Source organism: Pseudonocardia humida (genome assembly GCF_023898865.1).
Classification (GTDB): Bacteria; Actinomycetota; Actinomycetes; order Mycobacteriales; family Pseudonocardiaceae; genus Pseudonocardia; species Pseudonocardia humida.
Genome location: NZ_JAGSOV010000033.1, coordinates 38,623 through 59,683 on the forward strand (window position 1 = coordinate 38,623; position 21,061 = coordinate 59,683).

A 21,061-nucleotide genomic window follows, 5' to 3' on the forward strand; every position below is an offset into this window, starting at 1 on the left:
GGAGACAGGCCCGTGAGAGCGCCAGAGAACGCAGGGAGTCGGACATGACGAGCGCGCTGCGCCGCAGCCGGCGCTTCTGGATCGTCCTGCTGGTGGTCGTGGTGCTGCTGGCGGTGCTGGCCGCGCTCGCCGCCACCGCGGGCTCGGCCACCCCGCGCTACCGCACCGCCGCCGCCGGCCCCGGCGACGTGACCGTCACCCTGGACGCCAACGGTTCCATCCAGCCGGTCGACCGGTCGGACCTGGCCTTCCCGGTCGGCGGCACGATCGCCTCCGTCGAGGTCGCCGTCGGCCAGCAGGTGGCCGCGGGCACGGTCCTGGCCCGCCTGGACACCACCGCGCTCGACGCCCAGGTGGCCGCGGCGCAGTCGCAGTTGGCCACGGCCAGGGCCCGGCTGGCCGCCGACGAGGACGGCACCGGGTCGGCCGATCCGGCCGGCGGGTCGGCTGCGGGGCGCAACGCGCGGATCCCGAGCCTGCCCGCGGGCGCGGCGATCCCGCCCGCCGCCGCGGTTCCCCCCGCGGCCGTTCCGCCCGCCGCGGCCGCTCCACCGGCTGCTCCGCCCGCCGTCCCACCGGCGGCCGTCCCACCGGCGGCCGTCCCACTGGCGGTCGCCCCGGCGCCCGCGGCGGTCCCGGCCCAGGACGCGGTGCGCGAGGCGGTCGAGGTCGCCGCCGCGTACCGCCAGGCGCGGGCCGAGCAGCGCGAGGAGGCCGGCTCCGCGCTGGCCACCGCTCGCGACAAGCTCGACGCGGCGAAGGCCGCCTGCGTCCCCGTGACGGGCGAGCCGACCGAGCACCGGAAGGAGCAGGCCCCCGAGCCGACGCACGACGCGTCGACCCAGGAGCACGACGCGGCGGAGCCGACCGAGGACCCGTCGGCGACGGAGACCGCACCGACCCACGAGCCCGCAGGGGGAGAGCCCGCGGAGGACCGGGCGAGCCCCGCGGCCCCGCCGTCCGCCGAGCCCTCCGCGACGGACGAGCCCACGACGACCGCGAGGGACGAGCCCACGACCACCGCGACGGACGAGCCCACGACCACCGCCCCGCCGACCACTTCGGGATCCGAGCACGAGGACGAATCAGAAGGCTCGGACGGCACGGACGGCTCGGACGGCTGGGAGGACTCCGGACAGGAGGACTCCGACGTCGCGGTCCCGGTCGCGTTCCGGCACCCGGCCGCCACCGACCCCGACTCCGACCCCGACTCCGACCCCGACTCCGACTCCGACAGTGATCCCGGCGCGGCCTCCGAGGACTGCATCCAGGCCCTGCAGGAGGCCCTCACCGCGCAGACCGACGTCGCGGAGCGGCAGGACCGGATCGCCGACGGCGACGCCGCCTTCGACGAGGCGCTGAGCGCGCTGCTGACCGTCGCGACGGGGAGCACCCCCGCTCTGCCGAGTCCCGATGCGCTGCCCGCCGGGGTCGAGCTCCCGGCGGGCAGCCAACCGCCTGCCGGTGTCGAGTTGCCCGCCGGGGCCGAGCTTCCGGCGGGTGTGGAGCTGCCGGCCGGGGTCGAGCTTCCCGCCGGGACCGAACTGTCGGCTGGGACCGAGCTGCCGGCCGGGGTCGAGCTTCCCGCCGGGACCGAGCTGCCGGCCGGCGTCGAATTGCCTGCCGGTGTCGAGGTGCCCGCCGGGGCGGTCCCGGGTACCGCCCCGGGCCCAGCCGCCTCCCAGGCGGCCGCGGCCGCCGCGGCGGCGTCGCTCCCGTCGGCGGCCGCCGCGCAGGCCCTGGCCGGCGGCGGGCCCGCCTCGGCCGAGCAGCTCGACGCCGACCGCGCCGCGATCGACGCCGCCGACGCCGCGCTCACCGAGGCCCGGCAGAACCGCGAGCAGGCCGTGCTGGTCAGCCCGATCGACGGCACGGTCGGCGCCCTCGACCTCCAGGTCGGCGACACCGTGCCGGGCGGCTCGACGTCGCCGCAGGTGGTGGTCGTCGCCGCGACCCGGGGTTACCAGCTGCAGGTCTCGGTCGACGAGGGCGACATCGCCCGGGTGGCCGTGGGCAACCCCGCCACCGTCACCCCGGACGGCACCGGTGCCGCGATCGAGGGCAGCGTGGCCGCCGTGGGGCTGCTGCCCGACGGCTCCACCGGCAGCGCCGTCACCTACGAGGTCACGATCGCCCTGCCCGGCGCCCCCGGGCCCTACCCCGCGGGCCAGGGAGCGTCGGTGGCGATCGAGCTCGCCGACGTGGCCGGGGTGCTGACCGTGCCGACCTCGGCCGTGCACACCGACGGCGCGACGAGCACCGTCGACGTGCTGCGCGGCGAGGCGGTCGACCCGGTGCCGGTGCGGGTCGGCGCGGTGGGCCCGCTGCGGACCGAGATCCTGTCCGGGCTCGCCGCGGGCGACGAGGTGGTCATCGCCGACCCGTCGCGCCCGCTGCCCACCCCGGGCCTGTCGAACCTGGGCGGACTGCGCAGCGGGAGCCGCAGCCAGGGCGGCGGCTGACGGTCGCGGCCCGGCTCAGTAGCCGGGCCGCGACGACGGGTCGCCGTCCCGCCCGGCGCTGGTCGCCGGGTCGAGCGCGGCCCACCGCCGGGAGATCGCCCCGCCCAGCAGGGCGAGGTCCTGCCCGACGGTGAGCAGCCGCACCCCGCGCCCCGCCCAGTGCGCGCCCATCTCCGCGTCCGAGCAGTGCAGGCCGACGACGACCCCGGCGTCCCGGCAGGTCGTGACGATCCCCTCGATGAGGTCGTCGACGGCGGGGGAGTCGCGGTAGGTCGCGCGGTCGAACCCGCAGCCGAGCGCCAGGTCGTTGGGTCCGATGTAGACGCCGTCGACGCCGGGCACGCGGACGATCTCGGCGAGCGCGTCGACCGCGGCCCGCGTCTCCACCATGACCAGGCACAGCACCGCCGCGTCCTGCTCGCCCGGGGCGGGCGCCCCGTCGTCGCGCACACCGGCCCACATCGGCCCCCAGCTGCGCGCCCCGGCCGGCGGGTACCGGCAGGCCGCGGCGGCGGCCGCCGCCTCGACGGCGCTGTTGACCATCGGCACGATCACCCCGAAGGCGCCGACGTCGAGCGCCCGCATGATCGACGCCGGGTCGTTCCACGGCACCCTGACCAGTGGGGCCCGGTCGGCGGCCCGCATGGCCTGCAGCATCCCCGGCAGGTCGGCGTAGGTGGCGTGGCCGTGCTGCAGGTCGACGCAGACGTAGTCGAAGGGGCTGGCCGCCATCAGCTCGGCGACCGCCGCGTCGCGCGTGGAGCTCCACACCCCGAACGCGGCCCGGTCCTGCTCCCACAGCCGGACGAGGTGGGCCTTGCTGCGGGCGATGACGCCGTCGGTGCTACTGGTCACGACTTCCGGACATTACGCCGCGGCGAGCTCACCCACCGGGTGATCGAGGCCGACCGGCCGGTGCGTCCCCGAGCGTCGGGTGCGCGCGGATGGGACGGTGGGGTCCGGCGACCGGGAGGAGCGTGCGTGGCGGTGTCGGGCGCGGCAGGCGGCACGACCGACGGCGAGCCCGAGCTGCGCCGCCGCCTGGGGGCGGTGATCCGCCGCAGGCGCAAGGCGATGGGCCTCACGCTGGTGCAGCTGGCCGGGCGGGCCGAGCTCTCGCACCCGTTCCTCAGCCAGCTCGAACGCGGCCTGGTGCGCCCGAGCATGTCCTCGCTGCACCGGATCGCCCAGGCGCTGGGCACCAGCCAGCCCGCGCTGATGTCGCAGACCCTCGACCCCGGCGACACCCGCGTCGGGCTGGTCCCGGCCGGTGAGGGCATGCCCGTGGACAACCCGGGCGGCTCGGCGCGCTCGCTGGTCGCCGGCACCCGGGGGCTGTACCCGATGCTGTTCGAGGGCGCGCCGCAGGAGTTCGGGCCGGCCTACGCCCACGACGGCGACGAGTTCATCCACGTGCTGTCGGGCACGATCGAGGTCGAGATCGTCGGCGAGGGCCTGCACACCGTCCGGACGGGCGACACCCTCTACTACCCGGGCACGCTGGCCCACCGCTGGCGCGGGCTCGGCGACGAGCACGTGCGGGCGCTGTTCGTCCAGCAGGGCCGCCCCGGCCCCACCCACGACCCGCGACGGCCGGGCTGATCAGTCGAACAGGTCGGGGTCGCTGCGCACGATCTCGTCCCACAGCGGCTGGAACGCGAACCAGCCCGCGTAGGCCCCGCCGATCTGGTCGCGGGTGAACCGGGCGTTCTCCGGGTCGATGATCGTCGGGGTGCCCGCCGCCTCGGCCAGCAGCTGGGCCTGGCAGTTGCGCTCGGTGCTGACGAACCACCACGCCGCCTCGGCCACCGTCTGCCCGACGGTGAAGATGCCGTGGTTCTGGTGGAAGCACATGCTGTGCGGGCCCAGGCCCTCGGCGAGCAGCCGGGCCGACTCCTCGTCGACGACGACCGCGCCGCGGCCCTCGGTGACGACGACGTGGTTCTCGTAGAGGGCGCAGGCGTCCTGGGTGATCGGGTCGAGCACCCGGCCCAGCGACGACCACGCCTTGCCGTGCGTGGAATGCGCGTGGCAGGCCGCGACGACGTCCGGGCGGGCGGCGTGCACGGCCGCGTGGATGACGAACCCGGCCCGGTTGACCGGCTTGTTCCCGTGCCGCACGGTGCCCTCGTGGTCGACCAGGATCAGGTCGCTGACCCGGATGTGGCGGAAGGACATGCCGAACGGGTTGACCCAGAACATGTCCGGGTGCTCGGGGTCGCGCACGGTGATGTGCCCGGCCACGCCCTCGCCGAAGCCGAAGCGGCCGAACAGCCGCAGCGCCCCGGCCAGCTGCTCCTTGCGGTACCGGCGCTCCTCCTCGACGGTGGCGAAGACCGGCGGCTCGGGCAGCGACAGTCCCTCCTGGGTCGGCACGTAGGCCGACATGGAGGCGGAGGCGGCAGGGGCGGTGGAGGCGGTGGACGGGGACGTCGTCGGCGCGGCCATCCCCCGACGGTGCGCCCGCCGCGGTGCCGGGTCAAGGGCCACGGTGGTCGTTGACAGCGGCCCGGCGGCGCTCCTAGCGTCTGAACGATCGTTCAGCCGACACCGCTCGTCCCGTCCGATGAAGGGCTGGAACATGGTCAGCGCCGACCCCGCCACCGCGCGCACCAGCGCGGACAGCACCGAGAAAGCACTGCTCACCGCCCGCCTCACCGCGCCCGGCGGCCCGTTCGCGCTGGCCGAGGAGGAGGTCAGGGGCATCCCGATGCGGGTGTACGCCGAGGGCCCGCAGACCCTGCGCGACGTCGTGCTCTCCACCGCCGGGTACGGCCAGCGCACCTTCCTGGTCTACGAGGACCGGCGGTGGACCTTCGCCGAGCACCTGCGCCTGGTGCTCGGCCTGGCCCGGTGCCTGCGCGAGGAGTACGGCCTGGCCAAGGGCGAGCGGGTCGCGGTCAGCATGCGCAACTACCCCGAGTGGTCGCCGGTCCTGTTCGCCGCCGCGGTCGCCGGGCTGGTCGTGGTGCCGCTGAACGCCTGGTGGACCGCGCCCGAGCTGCGCTACGCGCTCGACGACTCCGGGGCGAAGCTGCTGGTCGCCGACGCCGAGCGCATCGCGGTGCTGGCCGGGCAGCGCGCGGAGCTGGGCATCCCGATGATCGAGGTGCGCGGCGGCGACCCGGCGCCGGGCGTGCGGTCCTGGGACGACGTGCTGGCCGGGCTCGACCCGGACGCCACTGCGCCCGAGGTCGACATCCACCCGGACGACGACGCCACGATCCTCTACACCTCCGGCACCACCGGCCGGCCCAAGGGCGCGGTGGGCAGCCACCGCAACCACTGCACCAACCTGATGAACACCCTGCTCGGCGGGTTCGTCTCGGCCACGATCGCCAACGGCGGCGTGCCGCCCACCCCCGACCCGGACGCCCCGCAGCCCGGCGCGCTGAACACGTTCCCGCTGTTCCACATCGCCGGGCTGACCGGGCTGCTGTACACGCTGGCCGCCGGGGCGAAGCACGCCTCGCAGTACCGGTGGGACGCCGAGCAGGCCATCGAGCTGGTCGCCCGCGAGCAGCTGACCGGGGTGTCCGGGGTGCCGACCGTGGTGCGCCAGCTCGTCGAAGCGGCCACCGGCGACCCGTCGCGCATCGCCTCGCTGGCCGGGCTCAGCATGGGCGGCACGCCCGTGCCGCCCGACCTGATCGGCCACATCGACTCCGGGTTCGCCTCGCTGGTCGCCCCGGCCAACGGCTACGGCCTCACCGAGACGACCTCGGCGGTGGTGTCCAACAGCGGCGCCGACTACGTCGCCCGTCCGGACAGCGTGGGCCGCTGCGTGCCCGGCGCCGACGTGCGGGTGGTCGACCCGGCCACCGGTGACGACGTCGCCGACGGCGCGGTGGGCGAGCTGTGGTTCCGCGGCCCCAACGTCGTGCGCGGCTACTGGAACGACCCGGAGGCCACCGCGGCCGCCTTCACCGACGGCTGGTTCCACACCGGCGACCTCGGCGCCGTGCGCGACGGCTGGGTGTACGTGGTCGACCGGCTCAAGGACGTGGTGATCCGCGGCGGGGAGAACATCTACTGCGCCGAGGTCGAGGCCGCGCTGTTCGAGCACCCGGCCGTCGGCGACGTGGCGATCGTCGGGGTGCCGCACGAGTCGCTGGGCGAGGAGGCGGTGGCGGTGGTGCAGCTGCGCCCCGGGGCCGTCGCCTCGACCGCCGACCTGCAGGCGCACGTGCGCGAGCGGCTGGCCGCGTTCAAGGTGCCGGCGTACGTGGTGTTCCGCGACGGGCCGCTGCCGCGCACGCCCAGCGGCAAGGTGCTCAAGCGCGACCTGCGCGGCGACGTGGCCGCCGAGCTGAGGACCCGCTGAGCCCTCAGCCCGCCGGCCACGGCCGCCCGGCCAGCACCGCCAGGTGCAGCGCGGTCAGCGTGTCCTCCAGGTCGGGCAGCTCGCCGATGCGGTCGTGGTGCACGCGCGTGCTGACCAGCTCGGTGGTCGCGCCGACCAGCGCGACGTAGGCGTCGAACGGGACCCGCGGCCAGTCCGGGTGGCGGCGGCGGGCCCGCTCGTGCCACGCCTGGTTGAACCGGGCGAACTGGTGGGTGGCCGCGTCGTGGCGGGCGACGCCCTCGCCGCCCACGGCGGGCAGGTCGACGTAGAACAGCCGGGCGAAGGCGGGCTCGTCGGCCAGGAAGCGCAGGAAGGCCCGGCAGGCCGCGCGCCAGTGCAGCTCCGGGTCGGCGTCCTCGGGCACGGCGCGGCTGCCCGCGGTGACCGCGTCGGACAGCTGCGCCCAGCCGTGCGCGCCGGCCGCGAGCACGCAGGCGTCCTTGTCGCTGAAGTGCGCGTAGAACGTCGCGCGCGACACCCGGGCCCGGCGGACGATGTCGGCGACGGTCACCCCGTGCACGCCCTTCTCGGCCACCGTGGCCACGGCCGCGCCGAGCAGCCGCTTGCGCTGGTCGGCGGCGACGTCGGAGGCGGGCAGGCTGGAGCGCCCGCGCGGCAGCGCCCGCCCGCCGCGCTCGTCGCGGGGCGAGGACAGGGAGCCCCCTTGCCGCATGGCACCTCGCGATCTACCGTCGTGAAGCCTGAAGTACGAGCACGTACATCTGGACCGGTCGGACCACCGCATCGTCGTCGAACCCGTCAATCCAGACAAGTGGTGCCGACCCGCCGTGGCCGCCCGCCCGGGTCCCCGCGGTGACGACCGAATGCGCGACCCGCGGGAGACACCATGGCTGCTGTTCTTCCTGACGCCCCCAGCGAGAGCCGGGGCGGTGCGCTGACCAGGATGATCTGGGACCGGCGCCTCGACCACTACCCCGACACCCGGCCCCGGATGATCCAGCTGGCCCTGGTCGTGGTGGCCACGATCATCCTCTACTACCAGGCGTACGTGGGGGGCGCGGTCTCGCCGGCGATCATCGCGCACTTCGGCATGAGCTTCCCCTTCTACGTCTACATGACGGTCGTGGCCAACGCGCTGGGCGCCTTCGCCTCGCTGCTGGCCGGGCTGGCCGACCGCTGGGGCCGGGCCAACCTGGTCGCCTACGGGCTGGGCGTGACCGGCGTGCTGGTGACGTTCGTGGTGCCGCACATGCCGGACAAGTGGTGGTTCGCCGCGGCGTCCACGCTGGTGGGGTTCGTGGAGGGGGTCGTACTGGTGGCCACCCCGGCCCTGGTGCGCGACTTCTCCCCGCAGCTGGGCCGGGCCTCGGCGATGGGCTTCTGGACCCTGGGCCCGGTGATCGGCAGCCTGGTGGTGGCCGCGGTGTCCAGCAGCACGCTCGCGGTCCTGCCGGACTGGCGCGCCCAGTTCTACATCTGCGGCGTGGTCGGGCTGGTGGTGTTCGTGATCGCCCTGTTCGGGCTGCGCGAGCTGTCGCCGCGGCTGCGCGACCAGCTGATGGTCAGCCTCAAGGACCGCGAGCTGCTGGAGGTGCGGGCGGCCGGCGTCGATCCGGAGGCGGCGATCCGGCGGCCGTTCCGCCAGATGATGAAGGCCGACGTCATCGGGTCGGCCTTCGCGGTCGCGATCTTCCTGGTCGTCTACTACACGATCATCGGCTTCCTCACCATCTACCTGACCACGATCCACGGCTTCTCGCTGGCCGACGCCAACGGGGTCGGCAACTGGTTCTGGGCGTTCGACGCCGTCGCGCTGGTCCTCATCGGGATCGCGTCCGACCGGCTGCGGGTGCGCAAGCCGTTCATGGTCGTCGGTGCGGTCGGGGCGATCGTCATGACGATCGTCTTCCTGGAGGCCGGGCCGGGCACGACCTACACGCAGTTCGCGGTCATCCTCAGCCTGCTGGCGATCAGCCTGGGCGTCGCCTACGCGCCGTGGATGGCGAGCTTCACCGAGACGGTGGAGAGGCACAACCCCGCGCTGACCGCCACCGGACTGGCCGTGTGGGGCTGGATCGTCCGGATCGTCGTGGCGGTGTCGATCTTCCTGCTGCCCTTCGTGGTCACCTCGATGACCCCGCTCGTGCAGTACGGCGGCGGGGTCGGGGAGCTGTCCGCGAAGTACGCTGCCGAGCTGCGGACGATCGGTGCCGTCGAACCGGGCACCCTGGCCGAGATCACCGCCGACCCGGGCGACGGCGCCGCTGCGGCGGACGCCGTCGGGCAGATCTCCGCGGCGCTGGGGGTGAGCGCCGCCGAGGCGATCGCGCAGCTGCGGGCCGTCGGCGCGGTGCCGCCGGCGGACCTGTCCTTCCTGACCGAGCACGGGCCCGAGGTGCAGGCCGCCGCGGCCCGCAGCGCGGACGAGTGGAAGGCCTGGTGGTGGGTCTCGGTCGTCTGCGAGGCGCTCTTCATCCCGTTCGTGTTCCTGATGGCCGGGCGGTGGAGCCCGCGCCGGGCCCGCCAGGACGCCGAGGAGCACGAGCGCAGGGTGCGGGCCGAGCTGGAGGCGCTCCGCGCGGGGCGTCCCGAGCAGCCGCGACAGGGCTGAGCACGCCCCGGCGTCCGGGCCCGCCCGGCCCCTCCGTCGCGGAGGGGTCGGGCGGGGTTCGTAGAGTGCTCGGCTGTGGTGGTGGACGGGACGGCGTCGGTCGTCGTCGACGACGGCGTCGCCCGCCGGTTGAAGGCGCTCGCGTGCACCGCCCCGCTGCACGAGCTCGACCAGCGCAAGCACCGCCTGGAGTGGGTCGACGCCGGCCGCTACCAGATGGCCGAGATCGCCCTGCAGGCCATCGACCAGGTCACCCTGGCCATGGACTTCGACACCGGCGCCGACCAGGGCCGGGTGGTGCGCAGGCTGGCGCCGTTCATCGCCGCGCAGGCGCCCGGCGCGCCCGCCGCCGAGCACGAGCGCATCGGCCACTGGGTCGTCGAGAACCTGATCAACGTCGGCAGCGTCGACCGCGGCTTCCAGGCCGACTACGGCACCACCGGCCCCGACGGCGGCTACGTCCGGCGCCGGTTCGACTTCAAGCTGCTCGTCGAGCTGGCCGGCCCGGACGGCGAGATCTACCTGCGCGCCTCCGACGAGGCGATCAACGTGCTGGTCGGGGCGCTGGACACCGACGTCGAGTCGGCCCAGGTCGCGGCCGAGGTCAAGCTGGAGAACCTGATCAGCCGCGGCCGCCTCGGCGATGCCCGGCTTGCCGCCGAGCAGGCCCGCTACCGCACCGTGCAGTACGCCGAGGCGCTGCGCGGGCGGCTCGACTCCACCCGTCGCGACGTGCGCTCGGTCGACTGGCTCTCGGCCGTGCCCGAGCTGATCGACGAGGCGCTGCGCCACATCGAGTCCCGCTACCGGGCCGAGTCGGCGATCCTGGCCAACATCGCCGACGCCCGCGACACCGCCACCGAGCCCGGGCGCCGCAGGCAGGCCGCCGAGCTGGTCGACGTCGTCGGCGACTGCATCCAGCGCCACACCCAGCTGCAGACCCGGCTGCAGGAGGCCGGGGCCACGTTCCGCGCCGAGCAGGACCGCCAGCAGTTCGCCGGGCGCCCGCAGCGGGCCGCGGTGGACGTGTTCGGGCAGCTGCTCACCCCGTGCCTGGAGCTGGACGCGGCCACCGCGGCCGGGCCCACCGGCACCTTCTTCAGCGCCGGCACCGGGCTGCGCGTGCCCAGCGTGCTCAGCCTGACCGGGCTGGTGGAGGTGCTGCTCGAACCGCCCGCCGACCGCGACCCGCTCGGCGAGGAGCTGTCCGAGCCCGAGCTGGTCGCGCTGGACACCGACCGCTACAGCGACGAGCAGTGGCGCCAGGTCTCCGCGCTGCTGGCCGAGCCCGGCCCGCCGCGGCGGCTGTCGGCGGCGCTGGAGCGGGCCCGCGCGCTCGACCCGCGGCTGGCCGAGCTGGTCGTGCTGCGATCCCTGCACGCGCTGGGCACGTCGGTGGCCACCGCGCGCAGCCAGGGCGACGAGCGCGTGTGCCTGGCCGTCGACGACGGCGCGGTGCTGCGCGACGCCGAGTTCGGCGGGGCCGACCTGCTGGTCGGGATGGTCGACGTGGCGCTCGACGAGCCAGCCGAGCCGGACGAGCCGACCGGGCGGGATGAGGACGCGGCATGAGCGGCATCCGGTCCCAGGACGTGGAGTCGGCCTCGCGGTTGGTGGCGCTGGGGATGCGCCCGAAGCTGGTGCCCGCGCGCGACCCCGGCTACGCCGAGCTGGTGCGCCGCTACGGCGAGGACGACGCGTTCAAGGACGTCGTGCAGCGGGTGGCGTCCGGGCTGGGGCTGGTGGTGCTGGCCGTCGGCCCGCAGTCCGGGGCGGTCGTCGCGGCCACCGAGGAGTCGATCTTCGAGATCCGGATGGACGAGTACGCCCGGCGGACCGCGCTGGCCAACCGGCAGGCCGACAAGGTGCTGCATGGACTCGCGCACTTGGCGGTGGCCGCGCTGGCCTTCCCCCGCCCCGACGACCTGGGCAACGACAGCTACGTCGGGCGGGTCTCCGTCGACCAGGTCGACGCCGCCGTCCGGGAGGCCTGTCGGGCGCTGCAGGAGCGGGTGGAGGGCACCGGGGAGAACAGCGACCCGCTCTCCGAGGCCCCCGAGCTGGAGGCGGCGTGGCGGGCGTGGTCGCGCCGCCCGCCTGCCGCGGCCACCAAGGACGGCCGGGCAGGCGACGCCACGACCCGCGGCATCGTCGGCAAGGCCCTGCGGTTCCTGGCCGACCAGGGCTTCCTGGTGCCCGTCGGGGCCGACGGGCAGGCGGGCACCGCCACGTTCCGCACGACGGCCCGCTACCAGGTGCAGGTGCGGGAGCTGGCGTCCCGCCGCGCGTTCGACGAGCTGCTGGAGCTGGGCGTGCTGCCGGTGACGTCCGCGCTGGGCACGCTGCGACCCACGGCCGACGGTGCCCTGGAGGCAGGCGGTGTATGAGCTGTCCCGGGTCCGGCTGTTCTCGGTCGGCCCGCCCGGGGCCCGCTACCAGGACGTCTGCCTCGACCTGCGCGGGCTCGGCGCCCCGGTCCGCGGCGCGCCCGCCCAGCTGGACTTCTTCGCCGCCGACGACGTCGAGCGGGTGCCGCGGCGGCCCTCGCCGGCGTCGGTGCTGTTCCTGGAGAACGGCGGCGGCAAGTCGGTGCTGCTCAAGCTGGTCTTCTCGGTCGTGCTGCCGGGTCGGCGCCAGGTGGTCGGCACGACCAGCACCACCGTGCTGGAGAAGTTCGTGCTCGGCGACGACGTCGCGCACGTGGCCTGCGAGTGGATGCACACCGGCACCGGGGCGCTGCTGGTCACCGGCAAGGTCTCGGAGTGGCGCGGGCACACCGCCTCCAGCGACCCGGACAAGCTCACCGACGCCTGGTACTCGTTCACCCCCGGCGACGGCTTCGGCCTCGACGACCTGCCCTTCACCCGCGAGCGTCGCAGGCTCACCCTGGCCGCGTTCCGCGACCGGCTCGCCGAGGCCGACCAGGCCGACCCGACCCGCGCGCTGGTGTGGGAGACCGGGCACGCCGACTGGACCCGCCACCTCGTCGACGTGGGGCTCGACCCGGAGCTGTTCCGCTACCAGCGGGCGATGAACGCCGGTGAGGGCGAGGCCGCCGACGCGTTCACCTTCCCCACCGACGATGCGTTCGTCGACTTCCTGCTGCGCGCCGTGCTCGACCCGGCCGAGCCGGGCACGCTGGCCGAGCTGGTGGCCGGCTACGCCAAGCGGATCGCCGAGCGCAGCGACCTGGAGCTCGAGCGCGAGTTCGTGGCGGGGGTGCTGGACCTGCTGGGCCCGCTGGCCGCGGCCGAGCGGGCGGCGCGGCTGGCCAGGGCGGGCGAGGCGACCGCGCGCCGCGAGGCTCGCGGGCTGGCCGCGGCGGTCCTCGCCCGCCGCGACGTCGAGACCGCGCGCCTGGAGACCGTCGCGCGGGCGCTGGCCGGCGCCGAGGAGGCCGCCCGGCTCGCGGGCGGTGAGGTCCGCAGGCTGCGCGAGGTCGCCGCCGAGCTGCGCCGCATGGTCTCGGCCCTGCGCCTGCGCGACGCGACCGCGGCGCGCGACGCCCTGCAGGGGGAGAAGGACGGGGCCGAGGAGCTGCTGGAGGCGTGGCGGGCGGTCGAGCCCGTGCTGCGCGACCGCGTCGCCGCGGCCGAGGCCCGCCGCCTGCGCGCCGTCGTGGACGCCGAGCAGGACAAGGCGCGCCCCGCGCTGCGCGCCCGCCAGGACGCCGCGACGGCGCTGGCCGCCGGCCTGCGCGCCGGGGCGGCCGCCGCCGAGCGGGCCGCCCGCGACGCCGCCGAGGCGGTGCGGGCGGCGACCGCGCGGGCCGAGGCCGCCCGCGACGAGGAGCTGCGCCGCACCGGCGAGGCCGCCGGCCACCGGGCCGCCGTCGAGCAGGCCCGGGTCGGGCTCGACCGCATCCGCGAGCGGGTCGGCGAGGCCGTCGGCGCCGGACTGCTGCGCGCCGACGAGGACGCCGCCGACGCCGCCGACCGCGCGGAGTCCGCCGCCCGGGCCGCCGACGCCGAGCTGGCTGAGCTGCACGCGACGCTGGAGCGCCTGCGCCGTGACCGGCGCGCCGCCGACGCCCGCCTGGGCGCCGCCCGCGAGGCCGCCGCCGCGGCGAGCGGGGCCGCGGCCGCCGCCGAGGACGCGTGGGCCCGCGCCGACGAGCGCCGCCGCGCGCTGGTCGCCCAGGACCGGTTGGCCGAGCTGCTCGGCGTGGACACCGTCGAACCCGGCACCGACGCCGGCGGCGCGGTCGAGCTGGTCGCGGCGGCGCTGGCCGAGGGCGAGCGCGAACGCACCGCCCTGCTCTCCGAGCAGGACCGCGACACCCGCGCGCTGCGCGCGCTCGGGGAGGGCGGGCTGCTACCCCCGCCAGCGGACGTCGAGCAGGCGCTGGCCGTGCTGGAGGGCGCGGGCGTGCGGGCCTGGTCGGGCTGGCGCTACCTGGCGATGATGCCGGCCCAGACCCGCGAGGCGACGCTGCTGCGCTTCCCGCACCTGGTCGGCGGCCTGCTGCTGAACGACCCGGCCGACGCCGACCGGGCCCGGGAGGCGCTGGCCGCCGCGCGCGGGCTGCCCTGCGCGGCGGTCGCCGTCGGCTCGACCCGGGCGATCGAGGACTCCGGCCCCGGCGCGCCCGGCGTCGAGTTCGTCGTGCCGCCCAACCCGGCCATGGTCGACGAGGACGCCGCGGCCGCCGTGCGCGACCAGCTCAGCGCCGAGACCGCCGAGCGCGGGGAGCGGTTGGCCGGCCTGCAGGAGCGCCTGGGCGCCGACCGGGAGCTGGCCGCCCGGCTGCGTGAGTGGGTCGCCCGCTACCCGCCGGGCGCCCTCGACCATCTGGCGGAGGCCCGCTCGGACGCGGCCGGGGCCGTCGCCGCCGCGCGGTCCGCGGTGGACGCCGCGAGCGCCGAGATCACCGCCATCGACGACCGCGCCGAAGGGCTGGAGGCCGCCCGCGCCGGGCTCGACGCCGCCGCCACCGCGGCCCGCGAGCGGGCCGCCCGGCTGGCCGCGCTGCGCGGGGTCGGCGCCGAGCAGGCCGACCTGCGCGAGCGGGAGCGCGCCGCCGCGGTGGCGGCAGGCGAGGCTGACGATCGGGCCGCGCGGGCCCGGGCCGCCGCCGAGCTGGCCCGCGGCCGGGCGAGCGAGGCGCAGCGCACCGAGGACCGGCAGACCGCCGCTGCGCGCAGCCGGTACGACGAGATCGCCGAGCTACCCGTCGACGGCGCCGCTGGCGACCGGGACACCGCGCCCGACCAGCCGCTGGAGGTGCTGCGCACCGAGTTCCGCCGGGCCGCGGCCGCCTACGCCGCCGCCGAGATCGACGCCGACCTGCGCTCGGCGCTGATGGCCGCCGAGCGCACCGCCGAGGCGGCCCGCGAGACCGTGGGCGAGCTGGGCGCCGCCGTCCGCGAGCGCGCCGACGCGCTGCTGCGCTCCCCGGACGGCGCCGACGACTCCGCCCGCCACGCCGCCACCGCGCAGGCCCAGCGAGCGCTGGTCGCGCTGACCACCCGGCTGCAGAGCGCCGTCACCGAGGTCGTCGTGGCCGAGCGCGCGCTGGCCGAGCTGCCCGGTCACGGCGGGTCGGTGCAGCCCGGCGGCGAGCCGACCGACGCCGAGCACGGTCGCGAGCTGCTCGACCGGGTCGGCCACGACCTGCGCGCCGCCGAGGCCGCCGCCGAGCGGGCCGAGGCCCACCGCGCGGCGGCCCAGGCCGAGCTCCGCGCCGCCGAGGCGGCCGCCGAGGGCTTCGCGATGCTCGTGCGCGCCCTCGGCGAGGACGCCGCGGGCGACCCCGGGGCGGCTCCGGCCGAGCCGTTCGCCGGCGACGCCGACACCGGATCGCAGCGCTGGGCCGCCGCGCAGGCGGGCGTGCGGGCGGCCGCGCAGGCCAGGGCCCAGGCCGAGACCGCGACCCGCAAGGCCGCCGACGCCGTCGCGCGCCTGGCCCAGGACCCGCGCTTCGACAGCGTCACCAGCCCGGTCCGCAGGCACATCCTCAAGATCGACCGCTCGGAGACCCCGGCCATGGCCGCCGAGTGGGAGTCGGCCCTGCGCCCGCGGCTGCGCTCGCTCGACGACGACCTGGCCAACATCGGGCGCTACCGCTCCGGGATCGTCACCCGGCTGCAGGGCATGGTCGGCGAGGCGCTGCGCACCCTGCGGCTGGCCGGGCGGCTCTCCCAGCTGCCGGAGGGCCTGTCGGACTGGTCGGGCCAGCAGTTCCTGCGCATCCGCTTCGACGACATCGACGACACCGAGCTGACCGCCCGCCTCGGCGACGTCGTCGACCGCACCGCCGCCGAGCACGCAGGCAAGGCGGGCCCGGCCCGCGACCGCCGCGACGGCATGGGCCTGCTGCTGCGCGGGGTGCGCGCGGCGATGCCCAAGGGTGTGCGGGTGGAGATGCTCAAGCCCGACGCCGTGCTGCGCACCGAGCGGCTGCGGGTCTCCGAGATCCGCGACGTGTTCTCCGGCGGCCAGCAGCTCACCGCGGCGATCGTGCTGTACTGCACGATGGCCGCGCTGCGGGCCAACCAGCGCGGCCAGGGCCGCCGCCGGCACGCCGGCGTGCTGTTCCTGGACAACCCGATCGGCCGGGCCTCGGCCGGCTACCTGCTGGAGCTGCAGTTCGGCGTGGCCCGGGCGCTGGGCGTGCAGCTGGTCTACACGACCGGGCTGTTCGACGCCGGGGCGCTCGGCGCGTTTCCGCTGATCATCCGGCTGCGCAACGACGCCGACCTGCGCGCGGGCCGCAAGTACCTCTCCGTCGACGAGCACGTGCGCCACCACCTCGACGAGCTCGACGCCCCCGACGGCACCGGCCGGATCTCCGCCGCGCGGATCTACCGGCGCCCGGAGCCCGCCGCCCCGTGACCGGCCCGCCGCTCTCCGCCCTGGCCCGGCTGCTGGGCGAGGAGGTGGCGGCGAACCGCGCGCGGCGGGCGCCGCTGGCCGAGCTGTCCTGCGCGATCAGAGGTACCTCTCGACGTAGACGCAGGTCGAGTACGAGTAGCCGGACTCGATCACGTCGGAGCGCACCGGGGTCGACTCGTCGGTGGTCCGCGAGAACCAGGTGAAGGTGCCCGACCCGAGCATCAGGGTCAGCGAGGGGCGCCCGGTCGGGTCGCCGCACGGGTCGGCCGGGCCGAGGCTGTCGATCAGCGGTCCGACGTACTGCTCCGTGCAGTCCGGGCAGGGCGGCAGCACGAACTCGTGCGCGGTCGGGCCGACCAGGTAGACGTGCTGCTCGTAGGGGGTGTTGTTGAAGACGGTCACCGGGTTGGGGCCGGTCACGTTGTTCGTCAGCGGGGCCGGCAGCGGCAGCGGTGCCCCGCCCGACTCGGCCAGCACCGTCGCCGCGATGATCGCCGAGCGGGCCTGCGCGGCCCGCGGGTCGTCCGGGTAGGCGCCCAGGAAGGCGGTGAGCCGGTCGATCGCCCCGGAGTAGCTCGACCCCCGGTAGTCGGCCAGGCCGCACTCGAACATCGCCGGGGCCCGGTCGGCGTGGGCGACGCGCACGACGTCGGCGGTGGGCCCGGTCGCCGGCAGGGACGCGAACGAGTCCAGCACCGGCAGGCCCGCGCAGTACTGCCCCTGGGCGGTCAGCCCCGTCGCGGCGGCGTAGGTGTCGGCCAGCGCCTGAGGCACGCGCGCCGCGCTCGGGGTCGCGGCGAACTCGTCGGCCACCACGAGCAGCGCGTCGACGGCGGCCCGGGCCAGCCCGGCTCGGGAGTTCCCGTCGCCGGTGGCCGCGGCGGCGCGCAGCTGCTCGGCCTGTTCCAGGTAGGTGGCGGCCAGGTCGGCGCGGGCCCGCGGGGTGTCGAACTCGACGAGCAGGTCGCGGTAGACGCGGATCGCGCCGGGCTGGTCGCCCGCCGCCCGCAGCTGCTGCGCCCACGCGTCGTAGGTGGCCTCCAGGTTCCGCGCGGCGAACCCGACCAGCACCGTCCCCGGGTGCGCGCGGCGGAAGTCCTGGTAGCCGCGCACCGCCGCGGCGTGGTCGCCGCGGCGCCCGGCCTCGACCGCGACGAGGTAGGCCAGGCACTGCGCGCGGCCCAGGCGCGCGGCCGGGACGTCCGCGCTCATCGTGAGCTCGAACGGCCCGTCGACGGTGTCGAACCGCTCCACCGCCGTCGCGCAGTCGGCCCGGGCCTGCGCGGCCAGCCCCTGCTCGTAGACCGAGGACCCCGCGACCCGGTAGCCGACGAACCCCCCGACCAGCCCCACCACCAGCAGCGCCGCCCCCACGACCGGCACGGCGCGCGCCCGCGCACCCACCGGCCGCGGGTGCCGCCGGGCCAGCAGCCCGGCGGCGACCGCCGCCGCCCCCAGCCACAGCCCGGCCGGCACGACCCACAGCAGCGGCCGGTCGGCGGCGTCGGTGCCGAACGCGAACGCGACCAACCCCCCGGTGATCGCCAGACCCCCGGCCGCCGCCCCCCACCGCCCCAGGTAGGCGAACCCCACCCCGAGCCCGCTGAGGTTGAACAGCACCGCCGCCCCCACCGACCGCGCCGGCCGCTCCGCGGACGTCGGGACGATGTCGGTGTGGTCGACGGTCGGCCCGTCGGACCGCACGGGGTGCGACGGTGGTGGAACGGTGCTCATCGGGCCCCCGGCCTTCGCGGGACGTCCCTCGCGGGACGCGGACCGCCCCATTACCGGCCCCCGCGCTTCACCCCCGCTTTAGCCCCTCCCACGACCCCGCCACCACGCACACCTGGTGGTCGTCGCGCACACCTCCCGCCATGTGCGTGGTGGCGACGAGGTGCGCGCGGTGGCCGGGGGTGTGCGTGGTCGAACTCAGGTGGGACGGAAGGCTGCCCGGAGTCGGCGGGCGACCGGGGTGAAATCGTCCAGGTCCGGCCACGACCAGCGGACGACGGCGAGGCCCTGAGCGCGAAGCCGGTCTTCGCGGAGCTTCTCGGCGTACGGCGTCGGCCGGTGCTTGGCCGGGGCGCAGGAGCCGTCCGTACTTGGCCCGGCCGTCGAACTCGCCGATGGTGGCGAGCCCGGGCCAGCCGAAGTCGGCCCGGCCGATCAGCGCACCGTGTTCGTCGTGCACGGCGAGTTGGGGCACGGGCCGCGGCAGCCCGCAGCGGGCGATCGCGATCCGGCTCCGCGACTCGCCGACGCTCTCGGCACGGCCGTCGGCGAACGCGAGCGCCCGGCGGGCCGCGGGCAGGCCCGGCCACCTCGCCGCCCGGAGCAGCACCATGGCGAGGCCGGCCGGGTCGACCGCGTGGCGGGCCAGGGCGGCGTCGGCCAGGACCACGGCCTGCTCGAAGGGCTGCGTCCGGGCGAGGTCGAGCAGGGTGCGGGCGACCGTGGTGACGCGCAGGCCGCCGATCACGACGACGTCCTCGGGGGCCAGCGGGGCCGCGTGGACGTGCACCCGGACACCGGAGCGACCGCCGCGGGACCGGCCCCGGGTGACGTGCACGCGCTCCAACGGCACCCCCCACACCGGCAGGCCGTGCACCACCGCGGCCGACGCGTGGCTGACGACCGCATCGGGCGACAGGACTCCGCACGCCGCCCTGATCGCGAGGAGGTGGTGGGCATCGGCGCCGGCGGGTGGGGTGCCGACCGCGTAAGCGCCCCGCCGCAGCGGGACCAGCACCCCGTCGCGCCGCATCCGCCGCAGCTCGCCGTCGGTGTAGCCGCTCGCGAGCAGCCGCCCGCGCCACTCCACGTCGCCCGTCATGCCGTCGAGGGTGCCGCCCGCCGACTTCGGTGAGCACCCCCTCCGCCGGCGCTGTGGACAACCCGCCGCACCGGCTTGTCCACGACGCACACCCCCTGGTCACCGCGCGCACGTCCCAGCATGTGCGTGGTGACCAGCAGGTGTGCGCGGCGCCGGGAGGTGTGCGTGGTCAGGCGGGCGCGGCGGTGAGGGCGGTGTCGAGGGCGGTGGCGAACGCGGCGGCGAGGTCGCGGATCTGCTCGTCGGTGATCACGAACGCCGGGGAGACCTGGACGGCGCCCTGGCCGATCGCCCGGGTGAGGACGCCTTCGGCGCGCAGCGCGGCGACGACGGCGGCGGGGAGGGCGGGGTCGCGGGCGAGGGCGTCGGTGGACAGCTGGACCGCGGTGAGCAGCCCGGTGCCGGTGCGGACCTCGCCGACCAGCGGGTGGGCCGCCAGCGGGGTGAACGCCTCGGCCAGCACCACCTCTGCATCGCGGACGCGGGGGATGAGCCGCTCCCGCTCGATGATGTCGAGGTTGGCCAGGGCCGCGGCCGACCCGGCGACGTGCCCGGAGGACGTGTAGCCGTGGCGCCACAGGCCCACCGTGCCGTCGTAGAACGGCTCGGACACCCGCTCCCCCGCGAGCACGGCGCCCATCGGCAGGTAGCCCGAGGTGATGCCCTTCGCGCAGAGCACGAGGTCGGGCTCGACGCCGAAGCGGTGCGCGGCGAACCACTCGCCGACCCGGCCGAACCCGGTGATCACCTCGTCGAGGACCAGCAGCACGCCGGTCTCCCGGCAGATGCGGGCGACCTCGGCCAGGTAGTCCGGCGGGGGGATCAGGATGCCGCCCGCGCCGATCACCGGCTCGCAGATGAACGCGGCGACGTGCTGCTCACCGAGGCTCTCGATGGTCTTGGCCAGCGCCTCGGCCGAGTCCCACGGCACGCGGGTGGTGTCGGGCACGAGCTCGCCGTAGCCGGCCCGGTTGGGCTCGATGCCGGCCAGCCCGGTGCCGCCCAGGTGCATGCCGTGGTAGGCCGACTCGCGCGAGACGACGGTGCGCCGCTCCGGCTGGCCCAACGCCGACCAGTAGCGCCGGACCAGCTTGACCGCGGTGTCGACGGAGTCGGACCCGCCACTGGTGAGGAAGGCCCTGGCGGCCGGGAACGGGGCCAGCGCGGCCAGCCGCTCGGCCAGCTCCTCCGCGGGCGGGTTGGAGTAGTCGCCGAAGGTCGAGAACGAGGCCAGCCGCCCGACCTGGCGGGCGACCGCCTCGCCGATCTCGGTGCGGCCGTGCCCGACGTTGCAGTTCCACAGCCCGGCGGCGGCGTCGACGTAGCGGCGCCCGGTGGTGTCCCAGACGTGCACGCCCTCCCCGCGCTCGAGCACGAGCGGACCGTCGCGGGTGATCGCCTGCATGTCGGCGAACGAGTGCCAGAAGCTCGACGTGGCCATGCCCTGCTCCTCACGCTGGGATCACCCGATCCTGTGCGGGGCGCGGCAAGCGGTCAAGCCGGGCTCAGCCCCGGGCCAGCAGCGCCGCCGCGTCGGCCGGGTCGAGCCGCAGCTGGGCCAGCAGCCCGGCGTAGTCCCACAGGGTGCGGTGGCGGTCGATGAGCGTCGTGGTCAGCCCGAGGCGGCTGCGGTGCTCGGCGGACACGACGGTGATCGCCAGCACCTCGACCGGCCGCCCGGTCGCGGGCACGCCCGGCAGCAGCCAGGGCAGGGCCCGGTCGTGGGTGAAGGCCACCACCGACTCGTCGACGAGCCGGCGCTGGTCGGCCGTGCGCGACACGCGGCGGAAGGTCAGGTCGGGCGGCAGGTGCGGGGCGAGGTCCTCGTCGAGTCGGCGGCGCAGCTCGGCCGCGCCGCGCGCGGTGACGCCGTGGGGCAGGTTCGCCACCTCGACCGAGTCGGTGACGCACGCGAGCGCCGCTGCGGTGTCGCCACCGGCGTAGACGGCTCGACCGAACGAGTCCGCCAGCACCTCGAGGCTGTGCACGAGCTGCCGGATCTGCATGGTCATGCG

General features: G+C 76.4%; 14 protein-coding genes. 7 read left to right on the top strand and 7 right to left on the bottom strand.

Features of this window, described 5'->3' with window-relative positions:
• The first annotated feature begins 44 nt into the window (after positions 1–44).
• Positions 45–2,462 carry an HlyD family efflux transporter periplasmic adaptor subunit gene (locus KDL28_RS14265; protein WP_252438679.1) on the top strand — a complete coding sequence of 806 codons (2,418 nt, stop codon included), beginning with the start codon at positions 45–47 and terminating at the stop codon, positions 2,460–2,462.
• Positions 2,463–2,477: 15 nt separating this feature from the next.
• Here the strand turns inward: KDL28_RS14265 and KDL28_RS14270 are convergent, their stop codons facing one another.
• Positions 2,478–3,317 carry an HpcH/HpaI aldolase family protein gene (locus KDL28_RS14270; protein WP_252438681.1) on the bottom strand — a complete coding sequence of 280 codons (840 nt, stop codon included), beginning with the start codon at positions 3,315–3,317 and terminating at the stop codon, positions 2,478–2,480.
• Between the two features lie 126 nt (positions 3,318–3,443).
• On the opposite strand from KDL28_RS14270, the gene KDL28_RS14275 reads away from it, so the two are divergent.
• Positions 3,444–4,064, top strand: a complete 621-nt coding sequence (locus tag KDL28_RS14275; protein WP_252438683.1) for a helix-turn-helix domain-containing protein — start codon at positions 3,444–3,446, stop codon at positions 4,062–4,064.
• Here the strand turns inward: KDL28_RS14275 and KDL28_RS14280 are convergent, their stop codons facing one another.
• Positions 4,065–4,910: a class II aldolase/adducin family protein gene (locus tag KDL28_RS14280; protein WP_252438685.1), complete on the bottom strand. Its 846-nt coding sequence runs from the start codon at positions 4,908–4,910 to the stop codon at positions 4,065–4,067. It abuts the gene before it with no gap.
• 118 nt (positions 4,911–5,028) lie between these two features.
• Between KDL28_RS14280 and KDL28_RS14285 the strand changes: the two genes are divergently transcribed.
• Positions 5,029–6,786 carry a class I adenylate-forming enzyme family protein gene (locus KDL28_RS14285; protein ID WP_252438687.1) on the top strand — a complete coding sequence of 586 codons (1,758 nt, stop codon included), beginning with the start codon at positions 5,029–5,031 and terminating at the stop codon, positions 6,784–6,786.
• A 4-nt stretch (positions 6,787–6,790) separates the two neighbouring features.
• Here the strand turns inward: KDL28_RS14285 and KDL28_RS14290 are convergent, their stop codons facing one another.
• Positions 6,791–7,480, bottom strand: coding sequence for a TetR/AcrR family transcriptional regulator (locus KDL28_RS14290; RefSeq protein ID WP_252438689.1), 690 nt, complete (start codon positions 7,478–7,480; stop codon positions 6,791–6,793).
• 231 nt (positions 7,481–7,711) lie between these two features.
• On the opposite strand from KDL28_RS14290, the gene KDL28_RS14295 reads away from it, so the two are divergent.
• The 4 genes from KDL28_RS14295 to KDL28_RS14310 all read left to right on the top strand — a co-directional run bounded on the left by KDL28_RS14295 (position 7,712) and on the right by KDL28_RS14310 (position 16,213).
• Positions 7,712–9,379 (top strand): MFS transporter, encoded by a 1,668-nt coding sequence (locus KDL28_RS14295; RefSeq protein ID WP_252438691.1) that lies wholly within the window; start codon positions 7,712–7,714, stop codon positions 9,377–9,379.
• Between the two features lie 75 nt (positions 9,380–9,454).
• Positions 9,455–10,951, top strand: coding sequence for an NACHT domain-containing protein (locus KDL28_RS14300; protein ID WP_252438693.1), 1,497 nt, complete (start codon positions 9,455–9,457; stop codon positions 10,949–10,951).
• Positions 10,948–11,766: a hypothetical protein gene (locus KDL28_RS14305; RefSeq protein ID WP_252438695.1), complete on the top strand. Its 819-nt coding sequence runs from the start codon at positions 10,948–10,950 to the stop codon at positions 11,764–11,766. The genes KDL28_RS14300 and KDL28_RS14305 overlap by 4 nt, the downstream gene beginning before the upstream one ends.
• Positions 11,759–16,213 carry a hypothetical protein gene (locus KDL28_RS14310; protein ID WP_252438697.1) on the top strand — a complete coding sequence of 1,485 codons (4,455 nt, stop codon included), beginning with the start codon at positions 11,759–11,761 and terminating at the stop codon, positions 16,211–16,213. The genes KDL28_RS14305 and KDL28_RS14310 overlap by 8 nt, the downstream gene beginning before the upstream one ends.
• Positions 16,214–16,309: 96 nt before the next feature.
• Here the strand turns inward: KDL28_RS14310 and KDL28_RS14315 are convergent, their stop codons facing one another.
• The 4 genes from KDL28_RS14315 to KDL28_RS14330 all read right to left on the bottom strand — a co-directional run bounded on the left by KDL28_RS14315 (position 16,310) and on the right by KDL28_RS14330 (position 21,058).
• Entirely contained in the window at positions 16,310–17,917 is a 1,608-nt protein-coding gene (locus KDL28_RS14315) for an ATP-binding protein (protein WP_252438699.1), read from the bottom strand.
• A gap of 97 nt (positions 17,918–18,014) precedes the next feature.
• Positions 18,015–19,046 (bottom strand): type IV toxin-antitoxin system AbiEi family antitoxin domain-containing protein, encoded by a 1,032-nt coding sequence (locus KDL28_RS14320; protein ID WP_252438701.1) that lies wholly within the window; start codon positions 19,044–19,046, stop codon positions 18,015–18,017.
• A gap of 169 nt (positions 19,047–19,215) precedes the next feature.
• Positions 19,216–20,487: an aminotransferase family protein gene (locus KDL28_RS14325; protein WP_252438703.1), complete on the bottom strand. Its 1,272-nt coding sequence runs from the start codon at positions 20,485–20,487 to the stop codon at positions 19,216–19,218.
• 64 nt (positions 20,488–20,551) lie between these two features.
• Positions 20,552–21,058 carry a nuclear transport factor 2 family protein gene (locus KDL28_RS14330; protein WP_252438705.1) on the bottom strand — a complete coding sequence of 169 codons (507 nt, stop codon included), beginning with the start codon at positions 21,056–21,058 and terminating at the stop codon, positions 20,552–20,554.
• Positions 21,059–21,061 lie beyond the last annotated feature (3 nt).